This is a genomic window from Bradyrhizobium sp. HKCCYLRH3097 (genome assembly GCF_051167875.1).
In the GTDB taxonomy this organism is placed as follows: Bacteria; Pseudomonadota; Alphaproteobacteria; order Rhizobiales; family Xanthobacteraceae; genus Bradyrhizobium.
The window spans coordinates 19,871-38,751 of sequence record NZ_JBNPTX010000014.1; the positions used below are offsets into that span (position 1 = coordinate 19,871).

The window sequence follows — 18,881 nt, forward strand, 5'->3', positions numbered from 1 at the left end:
GCCCTTAAACGCCGGCACCTAGATTTCCGGCGTGGCGGGGCAGGCGTATCCGTCAAGTTGCGGATGTCGAACCGGAAGCTTGTGACCATGGCGCGCACGACTCCCATTGGATTGCGGTCGAAGGCCCGCGCACGGGCGCGCGCCGGCCTTGCCCTGCTGTCGGCCATCGTCATTGGTCTGGTGCTGTCCACGGTCGCGGCAGGCGCTGCGCCGGTGCCGGGCGAGGCGAGCCTGTCGGCTCAGGACGGCTATGCGCGGCTGGTGCTGAAATTCGCCGAGGACGTCAGCGCCGACGTCACCACCGCCGGCTCGATTCTGCTGATCAGGTTCGATCGCGCCGCCACCGTTCCGATCGACCGCTGGGTGGATGCTGCGCCCGACTATATCTCATCGGCCCGCGGCGACCCCGACGGCTCGGCGCTGCGGTTGTCGCTGTCGCGCAAGGTCCGCGTCAACACCATGACCGCGGGCGAACGCGTCTTCATCGACCTGTTGCCCGACAGCTGGACCGGCCCGCCGCCGCCGCTGCCGGCCGAGGTCGTGCGCGAGCTCGCCGAGCGCGCGCGCGCCGCCGAGAAGGCGCTGCGGCTGCAGCGCGCCGAGGCGGAATCGAAGAAGCGGCCGCCGATCCGCGTGCGCGCGCTGGTGCAGCCGACCTTCGTGCGCTTCGTGTTCGAGATCCCCGACGGCGTCGGTATCTCCTCGGTGCTCAACGACCAGAAGCTGTCGCTGTTCTTCACCGCGCCGCTGTCCTTCGATCTCGCCGACGCCAAGCTCGTCGCGCCGCCGAACGTCGCCGCGATCAACCAGCGCATCGACGGCAGCAGGACCGTCGTCGAGCTCGGCCTGGTCGGCGAGGTCGACGTTCGCGCCTTCCGCGAGGAGAAGAACTACAACATCGACGTCGCCTATCAGCAGCCGGACAAGAAGGTCTCCGCAGTCTCCTCGGACACGCTGCCGGGCGCCAAGGCAGCCGCGGCCGACAAACCCAACGGCAGCAAACCCAATGGCGACAAGCCGAAGCAGGCTGCGCAGCCCGAGATCGTGCCGCCGACCTCCGACACCATCGCCAAGGAGATGAAGACGGAGGCCAAGCCGGCGCCTGCGGTCGCGGCGCCGGCCACCGAGCCCGCAGCCCAGCCGGCGCCGTCGGCAGCGGCTGTTGCCGCGCCCGCCGCCGCGAAGGCCGAAGCCGCGCCCGAGGCCGCCAAGCCTGAAGCTGCTGCGCCTGAAGCCGCCAGATCCGAACCAGCGAAGCCCGAGGCGATGAAGCCGGAGGCCGGCAAAGCCGAAGCCGCCAAGCCCGTCGAGACCAAGTCTGCCGAGACCAAGTCGGCCGAAACCAAGCCTGCCGAAACCAAGCCGGCCGAGAAGGCAGCCAATGGAGCCGCCACCCTGGAGGCCCTGCGCGACAGTGAGGGCCTGCGGCTCACCTTCGGCTTCGGCCAGGTCACGCCAGCGGCGCTGTTCCGCCGCGGCGATACGGTATGGATGGTGTTCGATTCGACCAAGCCCGTCGACGTCGAACCCATCCGCGCCAAGGGCGGCGCCATCATCGGCGAGGTCAACAGGATGTCGCTCGAGAACGGGCAGGCCATCCGGATCCGGCTCAACCGCCCGCAGATGCATTCGCTCGGCAGCGATGATGGCGGGCGCAGCTGGATGCTGTCGTTCGCCGACAAGGGCCAGGCCAATCAGCAGCCGCTGATGGTGATGCGCAACGTCACCGATCCCGCGCTTGCCAATGTGATGGTGCCGCTCGCCAATCCCGGAGCCGGCATGCTGCACCGGGTGACCGACCCGGATGCCGGCGACACGCTGCTGGTCGTGACGGCGCCGCCGCCGATCCGCGGCTTCATCAAGCGCCAGGATTTCGTCGATCTGTCGCTGCTCGATTCCATTCACGGCATCGCGGTGCGTCCGAATTCGGATGACGTGGCCGTCGAGATCGCGCCCGACAAGGTGATCCTGGGCCGGCCGGGCGGGCTGACGCTGTCGTCGATCGGCTTCTCGCCGGAGCGGGCGCCGACCGCTGTCAGGCCGATGTTCGACATCGACGAATGGCAGCAGAACCAGACCCAGCCGTTCGTGCCGCGCGAGGATCTCCTGATCAAGGCCGCGGCCAACGCCGAGCCGGAGCGGCGGGCGCAGGCGCGGCTGGCGCTGGCGCGCTTCTACATGGCGCGAGCGATGTATCCGGAAGCGCGCGGTGTCACCAATCTGATGATCTCCGACGCCGACCCGCGCACCGACGAGACCGCCATGCTGATGATCCACGCGGTGGCGAGCATCCTGATGGGCCGGCCGGACCAGGGGCTCAAGGATCTCGCCACGCCGTCGATCGGGAACAATTTCGACTCCCAGATGTGGAAGGGCCTCGCCTTCGCCCGGCAGGGCAAGTTCGCGGACGCGCGCGAGAAGCTGAAGAACGTCGAGTTCGCCATCGCCTCGCTGCCGCTCGACCTGCAGCGCGTCGTGATCGCTGACGCGATGAAGTCGGCGCTCGAGATCAAGGATTTCGCCGGCGCCGCGAAGCGGCGCGCCGAGCTCGACGTGATCGGCGTGCCCGCGGACATGAAGCCCGACATCGCCGTGCTGCGCGGCCGACTCGCCGAGGCGATGGCGCAGGAGAAGGATGCGCTCGACGACTATCGCTTCGCCGTCAATTCCGACGACCGCATGGCGGCCGCGGAGGCCAAGCTGCTCGAGATCAAGCTTCTGCAGAAGCGCGGCGAGATCAAGCCGCCCGACGCGTTGAAGGAGCTGGAGACCTTGCAGGTGATCTGGCGCGGCGACGCCATCGAGGTGCAGACGTTGCAGATGATGGCGCAGCTCTACGAGGAGGCCGGGCGCTACGCGGACTCGCTCGAGGCCGCTCGCCAGGCCACCCGCCTGATGCCCAACTCCGACTTGGCGCGGCAGGCCCAGGATGCAGCCTCCCGCCTGTTCTCGCAGTTGTTCCTGAGCGGCAAGGCCGACGAGCTTCCGCCGGTCGATGCGCTCAGCATCTTCTACGGGTTTCGCGAGCTGACTCCGATCGGCCGCCGCGGCGACGAGATGATCCGCAAGCTCGCCGACCGCCTGGTCGGCATCGATCTGCTCGATCAGGCCGCCGAGCTTCTGCAATACCAGGTCGACCACCGCCTCGAAGGTGCGGCGCGCGCCCAGGTCGCCGCGCGTCTCGCCATGGTCTACCTCACCAACCGCAAGCCGGACCGCGCCATCGAGGCGCTGCGCACCACCCGCATCGCCGATCTCTCGGGCGAGCTGCGCCAGCAGCGGCTGCTCTTGGAGGCGCGCGCCAACAGTGACATCGGTCGTTACGACCTCGGGCTGGACATCATCAGCAACATCGGCGGCCGCGAGGCGATCCGGCTGCGCTCCGACATCTACTGGGCGTCGCGGCGCTGGCGCGAGGCGTCCGAGCAGATCGAGCTCTACTACGGCGATCGCTGGCGCGATTTCCGCCCGCTCAATCCGGCGGAGCGCGGCGACATCCTGCGCGCCGTGGTCGGCTATGCGCTTGCCGACGACGCCATCGGCCTCGCCCGCTTCCGCGAGAAATATGCGCCGCTGATGACCGGCGAGGCGGACAAGATCGCGTTCGACGTCGCCAGCAAGCCGGCGAGCGGTTCCAGCGCCGAATTCGCGCAGATCGCGAAGATGGCCGCGAGTGTCGACACGCTCGACGGCTTCCTCCGCGACATGCGGGCGCGCTTCCCCGATGCCACCGGCAAAGGGCCGGACGGCGGCAAGGACGCCGCGAAGGCCCCGTCGGAAGCGACCGGCGCCTTGCCGCGCATCCAGGGCGTCAAGCAGGCGATCGCCGGCCGTTGATTTCGGCGCCACACGCAGAGCCGGAGAGCCACCAGATGAGCCGACCAGGCCGAAGCCGAGCTCATCGCGATACTGTCCGCAATCCGCCCGACGCGCGTCCAGACGAAAGCTCGAGACTGCCTTGCGACGCCGGTGGAGCGGCCATTGTCTCGTTCGTTCAGTCAGAGCGATGTGGCGCAAGTGCTTCGATGATGCGGCAGTCGGCAACGGTGCCGTGCTTGCAGCGCCCGATGACATCGGCAAGCTCGTCGCGCAGCGCCACGAGGTCCGCGATCTTGCGTTCGATCTCTGCCAGGTGTTGGCCGGCGATGACGTCGACCGCGTCGCACGAGCGGTCTCGCTGATCGGCGAGGTCCAGCAGGTCACGGACCTGGTCGATGGAGAAGCCCAAGTCGCGGGCACGCCGGATGAAGCTCAGTCGCCCCAGTTGGTCGTTGTCATAGGCTCGGTAATTGCCCTCGGTTCTCGCCGGAAGAGGTAGCAGGCCGATCCGCTCATAATAGCGGATCGTTTCGACCTTGGTGCCGGTCCGCTTCGCGAGGTCTCCGATGGTCAGTCGTGACATGGCTTGACCCTATAGTGGCTACAGGGTCCATATAGGACGTCGCATCATCTTGTAAGAGGCGACGATATGCCTGGTTGTCATGACGACTGCTGTTCCTCTTCCCCTCCGAGGGAACTGGACAGCCCCCGCTGGCGTCGTGCGCTCTGGATTGCGTTGGCTATCAACGGAGCCATGTTTTTGACGGAGATCGCAGCAGGCGTGGCGGCCGGGTCGGCCTCGCTGCAGGCGGACGCGATCGACTTCCTCGGTGATACGGCCAACTATGCGATCAGCCTCGGAGTGGCGGGACTGGCGCTGAGCTGGCGAGCGCGCGCCGCCCTTCTGAAGGGCTGGTCGCTCGTCCTGCTTGGCGTCCTTGTCCTTGCCTCCACTGTCTGGCACGCAATGACCGGCACCCTCCCGGAGGCGAAGGCGATGGGGATCGTCGGCATGCTCGCCCTTGTCGCCAATGCGGGCGTGGCCCTCATGCTCTACCGCTTCCGGATCGGCGACGCGAATATGAGGTCGGTCTGGATCTGCTCCCGGAACGATGCGATCGGCAACGTCGCCGTACTCGCGGCCGCAGCCGGTGTGTTCGGCACCGGCACGGCATGGCCGGATCTCATTGTGGCGGCGATCATGGCCGCGCTTGGTTCGAGCGGTGGCTGGCACATCATACAGCGAGCTCGCATCGAGTTGCGCGGCTCCCCCACATCGCGCCCCATCGCAAGCCCAATCCGGGCGAACTGATCGAGGGCACGTGTCAATGGAAAGTCACGACCGACTGCCTTTCGCTCACACCGAGAGGTGAAACCTACCCGCCGTAGCTCTGCACCAGGCTGCCGGCCACCAGCGACCAGCCGTCGACCAGCACGAAGAAGATCAGCTTGAACGGCAGCGACACCACGACCGGCGGCAGCATCATCATGCCCATCGACATCAGGACCGAGGCGACCACGAGGTCGATGATCAGGAAGGGCAGGAACAGCAGGAAACCGATCTCGAAGGCGCGTTTGAGCTCGGAGATCATGAAAGCCGGCACCAGGATGCGCAGCGACAGGTCGTCGGGCGTCGCCGGCGGCGGCTCGCCGGAGAGGTCCATGAACAGCTTCAGGTCCTTCTCGCGCACGTTCTTCTGCATGAAGCCGCGCAGCGGCACCGAGGCGCGCTGCAGCGCGTCCTCGACGCCGATCTGGTTCTCCACCAGGGGCCGGATGCCGTCATCATAGGATTTCTGCAGCACCGGGCCCATCACGAACGCCGTGAGGAACATCGCGAGCGCGATGATGACCGAGTTGGGCGGCGCGGTCGCTGTGCCCATCGCCGTGCGCAGCAGCGACAGCACGACGACGATGCGCGTGAACGACGTCATCATGATCAGGATCGACGGCGCGATCGACAACACCGTGAGCAGCGCGATCAGTTGGACCGCGCGTTCGGTGACGCCGCCACCGCCGGCGCCGAGATTGATGCTGATGTCCTGCGCAGCAGCACGTCCCGCCAGTAAACCGGCGGCAGTCAGAACAGCGGTGAAGACAACTCTACGCGGGGGAAGCAGCGATCTCACTGAGACGACTTCGGACGTCCGAGCAGCGAGGCCATCTCGTCCTCCAGATTCTCGAAGCTGGTCTTGACCGGCGCGGTTTGCGCCGCAGGCGGCTCGCTGCGCGCGGCCGCCCGGAGCGCCGGGGGACCCGAGACCGGAGCAGCCGACGGATCGGCTGATGGACGCCGCAGCGCGGCCTCGAGCCGTTGCGCCATCTCGGCCAGATTGGCTTCGGCGCTCGAATCGGCCGCTGCGGGCGGCGGGGCAGCCGGGGGCGGTGGCGGCGGCATCTGGGCCACCGGCGGCAGCGGCGGCGCCGCCGCGCGTTCGACGCGCTCGGCTGCGCGCTCAGCGCTCCGCACCGGCGGCAGCCGGGGCCCCTCGGAAGGGCGCGCCGCCTCGGCCTGACGCTGCGGCTCGGCGGGGCGCAACGGGCGCGGCATCACTGGTTCACCGCGGGCCACCCGCTCTGGGCGCGGCTCCAGGCGGGCTTCGTCTCCGCCGCGCGGTTCTCCACGGACGTCCGCCCGGAGGTCCTGGCGGGGATCGGGACGGCGCGGAGGGAGCGGTGGTTCCGGCGGAAATGCCGGTGCCGGCTCACGCCGCTCTGCGGCAGTCGGCGCCGTGCGGCGAACCTCATCGATGAACGACGGCCGCATCGGGCGCTGCGGCGGCTCCGGCATCTGCAACTCGGCATGCTCGGCGGCCTCGGTCTTCGGCTCGTTGTCGGCCCAGGACGGCGCATCCGGCAGCGGCGCGATGCGCGCCGCCGGCGGCTCGGCACTGATGCCCGGCCGCTGCGGCAATTGCTCGCGCGCCGGCATGGCGCGCACGATATTGGATTCGACCACGATGTCGGTCGGCCCGCCGATCATCAGAAGATGCTCTATGTTATCACGGCGCACGAGCACGAGACGGCGGCGGCCATCGACGGCGGCGGCATCGATCACGGCAAGCCGGGGCATGCGGCCGCGATTCGGGTTGGTGCCGAGACGATTGCCCGCGAATCGACGGACCAGCCAAGCGGCGAGGCCGATCAGCGCCAGCACCGCCACGAATGCAAAAAAGAACGTCAGTGCCTGCATCTCTGTCCCCGGCAAATACCGCGTCCTTTCGAAGTCTTTCGTCTGTCCAACGCATCGCCGGCAGCGAACGGAGCTTCAGAACCGGAACCAACCTGTTAACGCATGACGGCAGGAACTGCCGCTCCGCCTCTTAATAACCCATGAATCGGCCGGGCCAAAACGACTTCTTGGCGAGCCGCGCCGTCCCGGAATGATGCATCGGTCGGCTGGGACCCCGGCAGTTTCCTAAGAATTCGTCAAGACACCGGGATAGTCCCGGTGGGCATCGCACCCTTTCTTAACTCCCTGTTAACCATATGCACGGCAATTTCTACCTACCCAAACCGTCCGGTAGTCGGACACAACCGAGCAGCGCCATGTCCATCAACGATCTCCCCGTGTTGTCGGCGTTGCGGACCAAGATGCAATGGCATCAGGAGCGCCAGCGCGTGCTGTCCGAGAACGTGTCCAATTCGGATACGCCAAACTTCAAGCCGAAGGATCTGGTTGAGCCGAAGTTCGATTCAACCGGCCAGGCGGTCGGCGGCTTTGCGCCGCTGTCGCTGACCCGGACCAGCACCGCGCACATCGCCCCGTCGTCGGGCGAGAGCGCGAGCTTCGACCAGAACCGCAAGGTCGGATTTCAGACGAGGCCCGCCGGCAACGCGGTGAGCCTCGAAGAGGAGATGCTGAAGGTCTCCGCCAACCAGATGGACTACGCCGCGGCGACCTCGTTGTACGGCAAGAGCCTGCATCTGTTGAAGACGGCGATCGGCAAGGGCTGAGCTCGGGTTAAGGACAGAGACCGACAAGCATGGCAAACGACTCCAGCGATTTCCTCCGCTCGATGAGCATCGCGACCTCCGGCCTGCGTGCGCAGGCGGGACGTATGCGCGTCATTTCCGAGAACATCGCCAATGCCGATTCGACCGCTGCCAAGGCGGGCGGCGATCCGTATCGCCGCAAGGTCCCGACATTCACCTCGGCACTCGATCGTGCGCTCGACGCCAAGGTGGTGGCACTCGGCAAGGTGGTGCCCGATCAATCGTCGTTCCGCGTCAAATACGACCCCAGTAACCCGGCCGCGGACGCGTCCGGCAATGTCAAGTACCCCAACGTCAATCCGCTCATCGAGATGACCGACATGCGTGATGCGCAGCGGTCCTACGAGGCGAATTTGAACATCATCGGCGCCACGCGCCGCATGATCCAGCGCACGCTCGACATTCTGAAGACCTAGGACAGGAACGAAAGTCATGGCCTCCCCAATCTCCGCAGCGAATGCCTACGCGAATTCCGCGCGCGTGCTCGACACCGGCGGCTCGAGCGGTGCCTTCGGCAGCCTTGGGCGCGTGCGCGACGTGCTCGGTAGCGGCAACGGCGCCGACAAGGGTGGTCCGTCATTCAGCGCGGTGCTGAAGGACGCGATCGGCAGCGTGATGGAGGCCGGACGCAAGTCCGACAGTCAGGCGGTCGCGATGGCCGCGGGCAAGGCAAACGTCATGGATGTCGTCACGGCGGTCGCCGAAACCGACGTCGCGGTGTCGACGCTGGTGTCGGTGCGCGACCGCGTGATCCAGGCCTATGAAGACGTGATGAAGATGACGATCTAGGCGCAGCTCGTGACGCTTCAGGCCGCCACGTGCCTGATGCGCCCAGGGGATTTGCCGTCTGCCGCGACTGCGCGCGATGAGGCGGGTGCCGGACCGGAGCCGATTGACAGTGAGGAACGACAGGACATGACGGGAGCTGAAACGCTCGATGTGGCGCGCGATGCGATCTGGACCATCGTGCTGGTGTCGTCGCCGCTGATGGTGGTCGGCCTCGTGGTTGGCGTGGTCGTCTCGCTGTTCCAGGCGCTGACGCAGATCCAGGAGCAGACGCTGGTGTTCGTGCCGAAGATCATCGCGATCTTCGTGACGCTGCTGCTGGCGCTGCCGTTCATGGCCGATGCGCTGCATTCGCACATGATGCGGATCTCGTCGCGAATCATCGGCGGATGAGGCAATGTCCGGGGCGGCAGGGCAGGCCTGCGTGAGGGCGCTGCGAGCGGTCGTAAGGAGCAGTGCGGGGGGCGCTGCTGCTTTCGGTCGCGCGCGGGCAGCCTTTCGGGCAAGCTTTTCGCAGGCTGCCTCTTCGCAGGTTGCCTCGTCGGAGGCTGTCTCTTCAAAGACCGTCGTGCCGCACCAGCATGCGGTCGAAAGGGCCGTGACGGCGGACGATGCGCATCGATATATCCTTCCTTCCGGCGCTGGCCGCCGTGTTCATGCTGGCCTTCGCGCGCGTCGGCGCCATGGTGATGCTGTTGCCGGGCCTCGGCGAGGTCAACATCCCCGTCCGCATCAAGCTCGCGACCGCGCTGCTGCTCACGATGATCGTGCTGCCGCTGCACCGTCAGGCCTATCAGGTCGACCTGCAGGCGTTGTCGCCGCTCCTGGTGATGATGGTGCACGAGATCGTGATCGGCATCGTGCTCGGCGCGACGGCGCGGGTGACGCTGTCGGCGCTGCAGGTCGCGGGCTCCGTGATAGCGCAGCAGATGGGACTCGGCTTCGTCACCGCGGTGGATCCGACGCAGGGACAGCAGGGCGTCCTGATCGGCAACTTCCTCACCATGCTCGGCGTGACCCTGCTGTTCTCGACCGACAGCCATCACCTGGTGATCGCCGCGCTCAGCGACAGCTACAAGATCTTCGCGCCGGGCGAATTGATCCCGAGCGGCGACGTCGCCTCACTGGCGACCAAGGCGTTTGCCGCGGCGTTCAAGATCGGTCTGCAATTATCGGCGCCGTTCCTGGTGTTCGGCCTGGTCTTCAACATCGGGCTCGGCGTCTTGGCGCGGCTGATGCCGCAGATGCAGGTCTATTTCGTCGGCGCGCCGCTCTCGATCCTGATCGGCTTCCTGATCTTCGCGCTGGTCCTGACCGCGATGATGGGAACGTTTCTCGGCTATTTCGAAGGCGTCATGCACGAGATGATGCCGCGGTGAGGGGGCCGATCGATGTCCGATGAGGCCGATTCCGAAGACAAAACAGAAGACCCGACGCAAAAGCGGCTGGACCAGGCGCTCGAACGCGGCGACGTCGTCAAGAGCCAGGAGCTCAACACCTGGTTCGTGATCGCCTCCGCGACCTTGGTGATGTCGACCTTCTCGGGCTCGATCGGCACCGCGGTGCTGGTGCCGATGCGCAACCTGATCGCCAATTCCTGGATGATCCACACCGACGGCGCCGGCCTGCTGGCGCTGGCGCGCAGCCTGTCGTTCGCCGTGATCGCAGCCATCGGCGTGCCGATCCTGATGGTGATGCTGGCGGCGATCGCCGGCAACATGATGCAGCATCGCCTGGTCTGGTCGGGCGAGCCGATGAAGCCGAGCCTGAGCAAGATCTCGCCCCTGGCCGGCGGCAAGCGCCTGTTCGGCAAGCAGGCCGCGGCCAATTTCGCCAAGGGGCTGTTCAAGCTCGTGCTGCTCGGCACGGTCATGGTCATGATCCTGTGGCCGGAGCGGCTGCGCCTCGAATCGCTGCTGCATATGGACGTCAGCGAGCTGCTCGGCGTCACGATCTCGCTGACGACGCATCTGATGGGCTCGGTGGTCGCGCTGCTCGCCCTGGTCGCGATCGGCGACTACCTGTTCCAGTATCGGCAATGGTACGAGCGCCAGAAGATGTCGGTGCAGGAGATGAAGGAGGAGTTCAAGCAGTCGGAAGGCGACCCGCACGTCAAGGGACGCATCCGGCAGATCCGCCAGCAGCGCATGAAGAAGCGCATGATGGCCGCGGTTCCCAAGGCCTCCGTGATCATCACCAACCCGACCCACTACTCGGTCGCGCTGTCCTACGAGCGTGGCATGGCGGCGCCGGTCTGCGTCGCCAAGGGCGTCGACAACATCGCCTTCAAGATCCGGGAGGTCGCCAAGGCGCACGACATCCCGATCGTCGAGAACGTGCCGCTGGCGCGCGCGCTCTATGCCACCGTCGAGATCGACGAGGAGATCCCGGTGGAACATTATCATGCCGTCGCTGAGATCATCGGCTACGTGATGGGGCTGCGGCGCAACCTCTCGGGGCGCCCGCGATGACAACCGATTCGGTCCATGGACGGACCGCAAAATACGGATAAATCATGGAATATCGGCTTGACGGGCTTGCGCTTGACCCGTCGATTCAGGCAGGTGGAAGGGGGAGCCGCGCGAACAGGCTGGGGCTCCCAGCCGACAGGTCGCGTCCCCGAGCCATGAGCGCCGATTCCGACAACGATGGGTTACAGGATCAGGTGGGCCTGCCGGAGCGGCCGCGCCGCAGCGGCAGCATTCTGCTGATCCTGCTGGTGGCGTTCGGTCTCGTCGCGGTCGCGATCGCGTTGATGACGATCGGCCGCGCCCAGGCGCAGCCCTATATTCTCGGCCTGCTGTCGCTGCTCGCCACCGTCGGCCTGTTCAATCTGTTCGCGTTCGCCGCCGGCATCGTCCGCTTCGCCGACAAGGCGACCGACGATCCGGTGTTGGGCGCGATCGCCGATCACGCCTTCGATGGCCTCGCAGTGACCGATCCGCGCGGCCATGTCGTCTACGCCAACGCCGCCTATCTCAACATGACGGGAGCGGCGACCGCGCAGGAGGCGCGTCCCGTCGAGCGTGTCTTCATCGGCAATCCCGATGTCTCCGAAGCGGTGTTCCGCCTGCTCAAGGCGGCGCGCGAGGGCAAGCGGCAGCAGGAGGAGGTGCGCATCACCGCGGCCGAAGGCGCGCAGGGGCGCTGGCTGCGGATGCGCGTGCGCCCGCTCGGCCAGACCAAGCGCCACGCCCGCTACGCGGTGTGGTCGATCGCCGACATCACGCGGGATCGCGAGCGCCAGGAGGACGTGTTCCAGGAGCTGCAGCATGCGATCGAATATCTCGACCATGCGCCGTGCGGCTTCTTCTCGGTCAATCCGGAAGGCAGCCTCGTCTACGTCAATGCCACGCTAGCCAACTGGCTCGACTACGATCTCGCCGAGATCGGCTCGGGCGGCCTGAAGCTCGCCGACGTCGTCTCCGGCGACGGCGCGTCGCTGCTGACCTCGATCGTGGCGGTGCCCGGCGAGGTCCGCACCGAGGTGTTCGACATCGACCTGAAGATGCGCGGCGGCAAGACCATGCCGGCGCGGCTCTACCACAAGCTCGCCTTCGGCGCCGACGGCAAGCCGGGCGCCTCGCGCACCCTGGTCATCAGCCGCGCCCGCGACGAGCGCTCCGATCCGGAGCGCGCCGCCGAGGTGCGCTTCATGCGCTTCTTCGACCATACGCCGATGGCCATCGCCACCGTCGACCGCGGCGGCGCCGTGGTCAGGGCCAATGCGCGCTACGCCAAGCTGGCGCAGAGCGTCAGCGGCGACGTGGCCGCGGCGAAATCGATCTTCCGCACCGTCAGCCAGCGCGACCGGCACCTCCTGATCGCCGCGATCAACCAGGCCTCGGAAGGGCAGGCGGACATTCCGCCGGTCGAGGTGATGCTGGAGGGCGCGAAGGAGCGCTTCGGCCAGTTCTTCGTCACCGCCGTCGACGAGGACGAGCGCGAGACCGAGGCCGCGATCGTCTATCTGCTCGAGACCACCGAGCGCCGCGCGCTGGAGAACCAGATCAACCAGTCGCAGAAGATGGAGATGGTCGGCCAGCTCGCCGGCGGCATCGCCCACGACTTCAACAACGTGCTCTCGGCCATCATGATGGCCAACGACTTCCTGCTGAACGCGCACAAGCCGACCGACCCGTCGTTCCAGGACATCATGCAGATCAAGCAGAACGCGACCCGCGCCGCGACGCTGGTGCGCCAGCTGCTGGCGTTCTCGCGCCGCCAGACCCTGCGGCCGCAGGTGCTCGATCTCGGTGACGCACTGTCCGACCTGACGATGCTGTTGCGCCGGCTGATCGGCGAGAAGGTCAAGCTCGACCTGGTTCACGGCCGCGACCTGTGGCCGGTCAAGGTCGACGTCTCGCAGTTCGAGCAGGTGGTCGTGAATCTCGCGGTCAACGCCCGCGATGCGATGCCCGATGGCGGCAAGCTGTCGGTGCGCACCGCCAACGTCTCGGCCGACGAGGTCGCGCAGGCCGCCTACAAGGGCATGCCGGTGGCCGACTACGTCCGCATCGAGATCAGTGACACCGGAACCGGCATTCCGGCCGAGATCCGCGAGAAGATCTTCGAGCCGTTCTTCTCGACCAAGGAGGTCGGCAAGGGCACCGGTCTGGGACTGTCGACCGTCTACGGCATCATCAAGCAGACCGGCGGCTTCATCTACGTCGACAGCGAGGTCGGCAAGGGGACTTCGTTCCAGATCTTCCTGCCGCGGCACATCGTCGTGCCGGAGGTCCAGGCCGAGCCGCACGCGGCCAACGGCGCCGTCAAGGAGCCGGCCGTCGCGGAAGCGTCGAAGCCGCGCGCCGACCTGACCGGGCAGGGCACCATCCTGCTGGTCGAGGACGAGGAGGGCCTGCGGGCGCTGAACGCGCGCGGCCTGCGCTCACGCGGCTACAGCGTCATCGAGGCGTCGAACGGCGTCGAGGCGATGGAGGCGCTGGACGAGTGCGACGGCGTGCTCGATCTCGTGGTGTCCGACGTCGTGATGCCGGAGATGGACGGGCCGACGCTGCTCAAAGCGATGCGCGAGCGCAATCCGGAGATCAAGATCATCTTCGTCTCGGGCTATGCCGAGGATGCGTTCGAGAAGAGCCTGCCGGAGAACCAGCAGTTCGCGTTCCTGCCGAAGCCCTTCACGCTCAGCCAGCTCGTGGCGGCGGTCAAGGAAACCATGGCGCCGCAATAGGTTACCGGAGTTCCTTGGCAAATTCCTTGGCAAGCCGGCCGGGCGCGTTCATCCCGCGACCCCGCGCCGCAGCCGCGCGGCCTCGTGCCGCCTTCCCTTTTCGCGGGTTGTGCCCATCTTACAGGCATCCCCATTCCGGGGAGTTATGGGAAACACAGATGAGCTTCATGCAGCGCAAAAGCGGCCTCCTCAAGGCGATGGCCGTGGCCCTTTCACTGGCGCTGCCGACGGTGCTCGCCGTCTCGGCGGCCGACGCCCGGATCGGCGGCGGCTCCAGCTCGGGCTCCCGCGGCACGCGTACCTTCTCCGCGCCGCCTCCGACCGCGACCGCGCCGGGATCGGCGTCGCAGTTCAACCGCACCATCACCCAGCCGGGCCAGCCCGGCGGCTTCAACACGGCTGCGCCCGCGCGTGGCGGGCTGTTCGGCGGCCGCGCGGGCGGCCTGCTGGGCGGCCTCGCTGCCGGCTTCCTCGGCGCCGGCCTGTTCGGCATGCTGTTCGGCGGCGGGCTGTTCTCCGGGCTCGGCGGCTTCGCTTCGATCATCGGCCTGATCCTCCAGGTCCTGCTGGTGGTGTTCCTGGTGCGCATGGGGATGGCCTGGTGGCAGCGCCGCAACCAGCCGGCCTATGCCGCCGGCCCGGCGCCGACGCCCACCGACGGCCAGCCGAGCTTGCGGTCGGGCCTCAGCGGCCTTGGTGGTTTCGGCGGCTTCGGCGGTGGCAGCAACACGCCGCCGCTGCAGATCCTGCCGGCCGACTACGAGGCGTTCGAGCGGCTGCTCGGCGAGATCCAGTCCGCCTGGTCGAACGAGGATGTCGGCCGCCTGCGGCTGCTGTCGACGCCCGAGATGGCCTCGTATTTCGAGCGCGATCTCGAGCAGAACCAGGCCCGCGGGGTGGTCAACAAGGTCAGCGCCGTGAAGCTGCTGCAGGGTGACCTCGCCGAAGCCTGGCGCGAGAATGGCGCCGACTATGCCACGGTCGCGATGCGCTTCACCTTGGCCGACAAGACCATCGAGCGCGCCTCGGGTCGCGTGGTCGAGGGCTCCGACCAGCCGCAGGAGGTCACGGAGATCTGGACCTTCCTACGCCACGCCGGCGCCGATTGGCAGCTGTCGGGAATCCAGCAGGTCAGCTGAGCCTGACTTGAGATCCTCATCAGGCGCCGCGGAGCAATCCGCGGCGCTTTTGCTTGTCAACAATTCCCCCCCCGCGCGAGCCCGATGGCGGCTGTTCCCGGTCGATCGGACGAGCACCGGCGGTGGCAGGCTGCTATACTGCTTCGCGGCGAACGAACACCGCGTCCGTTACGTCGTCCGAGCCGAACGTGTGGGCGCATCACTGCGAGGATGGCCGATGCGTTACGAGCTCTACTACTGGCCCATGATCCAGGGCCGCGGCGAATATGTGCGTCTCGCGCTGGAGGAGGCGGGCGCCGCCTATCGCGACGTCGCGCGCGAGGACGGCATCGCTACGATGACGGCGATGATGGAGGCGGTCAGCGACACGCCGCCCTTCGCTCCGCCCTTCCTGAGAGCGGGCCGCCGCGTCATCGGCCAGACCGCCAACATCCTGCTGTTCCTCGGCAGCCGTCATGGGCTCGCGCCGAAGGCCGAAGCCGGCCAGCTCTGGGTGCATCAGCTGCAGCTCACCGTGACCGACTTCGTGGTCGAGATCCATGACACGCATCATCCGCTGGGGCCGACGCTGTACTACGAGGACCAGCGCGCGCCGGCCAGGAAGCGCACCGCCGAGTTCTGGAGCGAGCGGGTGCCGAAATTCCTCGGCTATTTCGAGCAGCTCCTATCGAAAAGCGGTGGCGCCTACGTCACCGGGCGCCGGCTCACTTATGTGGACCTGTCGCTGTTCCAGATCGTCGCCGGCCTGCGCTACGCGTTCCCGAAGCGCATGATGGCGTTCGAGCGCAACATCCCGAGCCTCATCGCGCTGCATGACCGCGTCGCCAGCAGGCCCAACATATCAGCCTATCTCGGCAGCGAGCGCCGCATCGCCTTCAACGAGGACGGCATCTTCCGCCACTACAAGGCGCTGGATGCGTGAGGCGAGGCTCCGCGGCGCCACCCGTTGACAATGTATAAGCATTGGCTTATACATTCCTTATGACCGTCGAAGCCCAGTTGACATCCGTCATGAAGACGCTTGCCGACCCGACGCGGCGAGCCGTGTTCGAGCGCATCGCGCGCGAGGGGGAGGTGGCGGCCACCGGCCTGGTGCAGGGCTCGCGGGTATCCCAGCCGGCGATCTCACAGCATCTCAAGGCGCTGCGCGACGCCGGGCTGGTCAGCGAACGGCGCGACGGCCGCCACAACTACTACAGCGTCGCGCCAAAAGGGCTGGTGCCGCTGGTCGACTGGCTCGGTCATTACCGCGCATTCTGGCATGAGCGCATTGCCGGCCTCGAGGCACTGTTGAAGGAGACCGAGTGATGGGTGAGGCGCATGCGATCGTGGTGGAGAAGCATCTGCCCCATTCGCCCGACAAGATCTGGCGCACGCTGACCACGAGCGACCTGATCGCGAAATGGTTGATGCCGAACGACTTCGTCGCGGCCACCGGTCATCGCTTCACCTTCCGCACCAAGCCGGTGGGCGACTGGGATGGCGTCGTTCATTGCGAGGTGCTCGCTTGTGAGCCGCCGCATCTGCTGAGCTATTCCTGGAAGGGCGGTTCGGACTCCAATCCGGCCTACGGCTTACGGCTCGACAGCGTCGTGACCTGGACGTTGACGGCGGCCGAGGGCGGCACGCATCTGCGGATGGTCCATGACGGCTTCGTCTTCCCGGGCAACAAGTTTCAGTTCGACATCATGGGACAGGGGTGGAGTCGTATCGGCGATGCCATCACACGTATAGCGGCGGATGCCTGAGGCGCCGCCGCTATACGAAGTTGGCCTGAGGGTGTGGGATCGTCAGGCGAGAATGTCGACGCGGGTGCCCTGGCCGGGCGGCAGCGGCGGACGCGAGGCCTGCTTCTCCGCGGCCGCCTCGTCGCCGGTCTTGGCGGGATTGACGGCCTGGCTCTGCTGCGTCTGGTTCCGCGCCTGCGTGTCTTGGGTCTGCGGCTTGGTCGTCTCGGTCGAGATCGGCGGCGGTGAGGGCGGCGGCGATGACGACGAAACGCTCGAAACGGACATTGTCCAGCTCCTCGCTTGGTGTTGCGACAAGCGTGGCCATCGCTCACGAAAACTTCGTCAATCAGATCGTTCGAATTGTCTGCAACTGTCGGTGGCGCGGCGAATAGTGAACGGGTCGCTGCTGTCGGTGCAGAAACGGCGGGCTGTAGCGTCACACCGGCCTATTGATCCTTGCTGCGGCTGATCGTGATCGAGGACTCGGTCTTGGTTCGGGCGCAGCGCATGTCGAGCCGGCGGTAGCGGCTGGCGACGTCGTCGCCGCGGAAGATCCCGAGCCGGCGGTAACAGCGTGTGACGCCGCGCTGCATGTCGTCCTTCGGCAAGGTGAACACGATCGCCGCCGCGCTCGCCATCAGCTCGATGAAGGCCGGCGTCGGCTTGCGCTCGGATTTTCCGAACAATTGATTGCTGACGTTCTTCGATGAGCAGCCGAGCGTGATCTCGCGCGCCTTGGGATGGGCGAGATAGACGGTGCCGGCCGCGGTCTGGCCGATCTTGATGCCGTCGATGCCGTTCTTCAATTCCTTGGCGAGGTCGTCGCAGCGATCCGCCCGCGCGGCCTGCGGCAGCAGCGCGCTGCTCAACGCAACGAGAAAAACAAAACCGGCCAAGCGGCCAAATGAGCAAAGCGATGACTGCATTCCAAATACCCCCGCGCCATTGAAGCCTGCGCGCGGAGGTCATGCAAGCGCGATGCGCCGCGGCCGCACAAGATCGTCGGCCGACGTGACCGCGTGTTGACGGGCCGCGGTCACCTGCCGGCGGCAGTGGCGCGATCGCTTCGTCAGAACCAGCAGCGGCCCGGATGCGACAGCGATACGCCGGCGGCGCGGCGCTCGCAGTCGTTGCCGTAGGTCTGGAAGTTGCAGCCGCACACCGGCATGTAGATGCGATTGCAGAACGTCGGCTTTCGGCGGCAGACACCCATCATGTCGAACCGGCCACACTGGCCGGCCGGGAATTCGCAATAAAGACCGGCATTGCAAGGGATGCCGGCAAATCCGCCGCACGCACGACCGGGACCGACCGCGCCGGCGCTGCCGGGGGCCATGGTGATCAGGGCAAGAGCAATTGTGATGGCAACGAAGAGACCTCGTTTCATGACGCCTCCAGGAAGAAAATGAATAGGTCAACAATCTAAGGTTACATAATTCGGCGACGGATCGCAATTGATCTCGCCGTACGACATTGCGCCGGTCGCGGCGTCATGTTGCGGCGACCTCGCGGGCCGTCTCGATCAGCAGGTCGAACGTCTCGTCGGGTGCGTGCTGCACGACATCGTGCCCGCACGCAAATGCGTGCACGCGCCACGCGGGATCGTTGCGCAGCCGCTCATATTGCGCGGTGAACGGCGTCGCGCTCCATCCGCTGGCGTAGACGAAGGTGCGCTGCAGAGCCGCCGGCGCCGGACTGTGGAGCTTCAGGGCCTGGATGAAGGTCCCGAGCGGATGCGGCCGGCGGCGCGGATCGGAGCCTTCGCGCGGCAGCGCCGTCAGCCCGTCATGCCCGGCACGTTCGATCACGAACCGGCGATACGCGTCACCGGCGAGATCCCACCATGACTGGCCGTTCTCGGGTGCGAAGGCATCGAGATAGATCAGTGCGGCGAGCCTTTCCGGCACGCGGTCGGCGACGCCGGTCGCGACCATGCCGCCATAGCTGTGCGCGCACAGGATGACCTCGGACAGGTCCTCGATCGTCAGCAGGTCAATGACGTCAGCGATGTGGGTGTCGAGATTGACGGCATGGGCGGCGCGGGCCGGTGTCTGCTCCAATCCACTCAAGGTCACCGCATAGGCGTCATGGCCGGCCTGCTGGAGCCTGGCCGAGAGCGCAGCGTACATCCAGCCGCCGTGCCAACCTCCTGGAATCAGGACAAAACTTGCCATGATCGTACCCCTCTGCCGCTGTGCCGAGACATGTCTTGCAAGG

The 18,881-nt window shown here is 66.7% G+C and carries 20 protein-coding genes; 13 read left to right on the plus strand and 7 right to left on the minus strand.

The window, feature by feature from the left end; all coding sequences use genetic code 11:
* The first annotated feature begins 87 nt into the window (after positions 1-87).
* The gene (locus ACQR0U_RS27445) at positions 88-3,837 is read left to right on the plus strand and encodes a tetratricopeptide repeat protein (protein WP_434844011.1); all 3,750 of its coding nucleotides are present in this window, start codon (positions 88-90) and stop codon (positions 3,835-3,837) included.
* Positions 3,838-3,994: 157 nt separating this feature from the next.
* Here ACQR0U_RS27445 and ACQR0U_RS27450 read toward each other — a convergent pair whose 3' ends face one another.
* On the minus strand, positions 3,995-4,402 hold the full coding sequence (locus ACQR0U_RS27450; RefSeq protein WP_315716019.1) for a MerR family transcriptional regulator: 408 nt from the start codon (positions 4,400-4,402) through the stop codon (positions 3,995-3,997).
* Positions 4,403-4,468: 66 nt separating this feature from the next.
* On the opposite strand from ACQR0U_RS27450, the gene ACQR0U_RS27455 reads away from it, so the two are divergent.
* On the plus strand, positions 4,469-5,131 hold the full coding sequence (locus ACQR0U_RS27455) for a cation transporter (RefSeq protein ID WP_434844012.1): 663 nt from the start codon (positions 4,469-4,471) through the stop codon (positions 5,129-5,131).
* 64 nt (positions 5,132-5,195) lie between these two features.
* Here ACQR0U_RS27455 and fliP read toward each other — a convergent pair whose 3' ends face one another.
* Together fliP and ACQR0U_RS27465 are read right to left on the minus strand one after the other, a co-directional pair.
* The gene (fliP, locus tag ACQR0U_RS27460) at positions 5,196-5,948 is read right to left on the minus strand and encodes a flagellar type III secretion system pore protein FliP (RefSeq protein WP_315716020.1); all 753 of its coding nucleotides are present in this window, start codon (positions 5,946-5,948) and stop codon (positions 5,196-5,198) included.
* Entirely contained in the window at positions 5,945-7,012 is a 1,068-nt protein-coding gene (locus ACQR0U_RS27465; protein ID WP_434844013.1) for a flagellar biosynthetic protein FliO, read from the minus strand. The genes fliP and ACQR0U_RS27465 overlap by 4 nt, the downstream gene beginning before the upstream one ends.
* 356 nt (positions 7,013-7,368) lie before the next feature.
* Here ACQR0U_RS27465 and flgB point away from each other — a divergent pair, with 356 nt between their 5' ends.
* The 11 genes from flgB to ACQR0U_RS27520 all read left to right on the plus strand — a co-directional run bounded on the left by flgB (position 7,369) and on the right by ACQR0U_RS27520 (position 16,682).
* A complete protein-coding gene (flgB, locus tag ACQR0U_RS27470; RefSeq protein ID WP_315716022.1) occupies positions 7,369-7,776 on the plus strand; it encodes a flagellar basal body rod protein FlgB in 408 nt (135 codons plus the stop codon).
* 29 nt (positions 7,777-7,805) lie between these two features.
* Complete coding sequence (flgC, locus tag ACQR0U_RS27475) at positions 7,806-8,231, plus strand: flagellar basal body rod protein FlgC (protein ID WP_315716023.1); 426 nt, start codon at positions 7,806-7,808, stop codon at positions 8,229-8,231.
* Positions 8,232-8,247: 16 nt separating this feature from the next.
* A complete protein-coding gene (gene fliE, locus ACQR0U_RS27480; protein ID WP_315716024.1) occupies positions 8,248-8,604 on the plus strand; it encodes a flagellar hook-basal body complex protein FliE in 357 nt (118 codons plus the stop codon).
* A 126-nt stretch (positions 8,605-8,730) separates the two neighbouring features.
* A complete protein-coding gene (fliQ, locus tag ACQR0U_RS27485) occupies positions 8,731-8,994 on the plus strand; it encodes a flagellar biosynthesis protein FliQ (protein WP_008965881.1) in 264 nt (87 codons plus the stop codon).
* A gap of 218 nt (positions 8,995-9,212) precedes the next feature.
* Positions 9,213-9,980 carry a flagellar biosynthetic protein FliR gene (gene fliR, locus ACQR0U_RS27490; RefSeq protein WP_315716025.1) on the plus strand — a complete coding sequence of 256 codons (768 nt, stop codon included), beginning with the start codon at positions 9,213-9,215 and terminating at the stop codon, positions 9,978-9,980.
* Positions 9,981-9,992: 12 nt separating this feature from the next.
* Positions 9,993-11,072 (plus strand): flagellar biosynthesis protein FlhB, encoded by a 1,080-nt coding sequence (flhB, locus tag ACQR0U_RS27495; RefSeq protein ID WP_434844014.1) that lies wholly within the window; start codon positions 9,993-9,995, stop codon positions 11,070-11,072.
* A gap of 155 nt (positions 11,073-11,227) precedes the next feature.
* Positions 11,228-13,795: a cell cycle histidine kinase CckA gene (cckA, locus tag ACQR0U_RS27500; protein WP_316187258.1), complete on the plus strand. Its 2,568-nt coding sequence runs from the start codon at positions 11,228-11,230 to the stop codon at positions 13,793-13,795.
* 167 nt (positions 13,796-13,962) lie between these two features.
* Entirely contained in the window at positions 13,963-14,934 is a 972-nt protein-coding gene (locus ACQR0U_RS27505) for a Tim44 domain-containing protein (RefSeq protein ID WP_315753151.1), read from the plus strand.
* A 217-nt stretch (positions 14,935-15,151) separates the two neighbouring features.
* Entirely contained in the window at positions 15,152-15,856 is a 705-nt protein-coding gene (locus tag ACQR0U_RS27510) for a glutathione S-transferase (protein WP_315753131.1), read from the plus strand.
* A gap of 59 nt (positions 15,857-15,915) precedes the next feature.
* A complete protein-coding gene (locus ACQR0U_RS27515) occupies positions 15,916-16,242 on the plus strand; it encodes an ArsR/SmtB family transcription factor (RefSeq protein ID WP_315716031.1) in 327 nt (108 codons plus the stop codon).
* Positions 16,242-16,682: an SRPBCC family protein gene (locus ACQR0U_RS27520; RefSeq protein ID WP_315753130.1), complete on the plus strand. Its 441-nt coding sequence runs from the start codon at positions 16,242-16,244 to the stop codon at positions 16,680-16,682. The genes ACQR0U_RS27515 and ACQR0U_RS27520 overlap by 1 nt, the downstream gene beginning before the upstream one ends.
* Before the next feature lie 42 nt (positions 16,683-16,724).
* Here the strand turns inward: ACQR0U_RS27520 and ACQR0U_RS27525 are convergent, their stop codons facing one another.
* From ACQR0U_RS27525 to ACQR0U_RS27540, 4 genes are all read right to left on the minus strand, one after another.
* Positions 16,725-16,949, minus strand: a complete 225-nt coding sequence (locus ACQR0U_RS27525) for a hypothetical protein (protein ID WP_315716033.1) — start codon at positions 16,947-16,949, stop codon at positions 16,725-16,727.
* A gap of 161 nt (positions 16,950-17,110) precedes the next feature.
* Positions 17,111-17,590 (minus strand): hypothetical protein, encoded by a 480-nt coding sequence (locus ACQR0U_RS27530; protein ID WP_315753129.1) that lies wholly within the window; start codon positions 17,588-17,590, stop codon positions 17,111-17,113.
* A 143-nt stretch (positions 17,591-17,733) separates the two neighbouring features.
* Positions 17,734-18,051 (minus strand): hypothetical protein, encoded by a 318-nt coding sequence (locus ACQR0U_RS27535; RefSeq protein WP_315753128.1) that lies wholly within the window; start codon positions 18,049-18,051, stop codon positions 17,734-17,736.
* 103 nt (positions 18,052-18,154) lie between these two features.
* Positions 18,155-18,838: an alpha/beta fold hydrolase gene (locus ACQR0U_RS27540; RefSeq protein WP_315753127.1), complete on the minus strand. Its 684-nt coding sequence runs from the start codon at positions 18,836-18,838 to the stop codon at positions 18,155-18,157.
* Positions 18,839-18,881 lie beyond the last annotated feature (43 nt).